Here is a 307-nt window from a genome sequence, read left to right on the forward strand (position 1 = left end):
ACCACCGCCGAAGACGTCAACGCCGAGACCCCGGAGAAGGCCGAGGCGGAGGTCATCGAAACCACCGCCGAAGACGTCAACGCCGAGACCCCGGAGAAGGCCGAGGCGGAGGTCATCGAAACCACCGCCGAAGACGTCAACGCCGAGACCCCGGAGAAGGCCGAGGCGGAGGTCATCGAAACCACCGCCGAAGACGTCAACGCCGAGACCCCGGAGAAGGCCGAGGCGGAGGTCATCGAAACCACCGCCGAAGACGTCAACGCCGAGACCCCGGAGAAGGCCGAGGCGGAGGTCATCGAAACCACCG

Annotated in this window: 1 protein-coding gene; it reads left to right on the forward strand. The window is 66.8% G+C overall.

Features of this window, described 5'->3' with window-relative positions:
- Window positions 1–307: hypothetical protein (locus QSK26_RS41565; protein WP_285780875.1), on the forward strand; the 307-nt coding region annotated here is incomplete at both ends.

It is taken from the genome of Microtetraspora sp. NBRC 13810, from assembly GCF_030268685.1.
GTDB lineage: Bacteria > Actinomycetota > Actinomycetes > Streptosporangiales > Streptosporangiaceae > BSRQ01.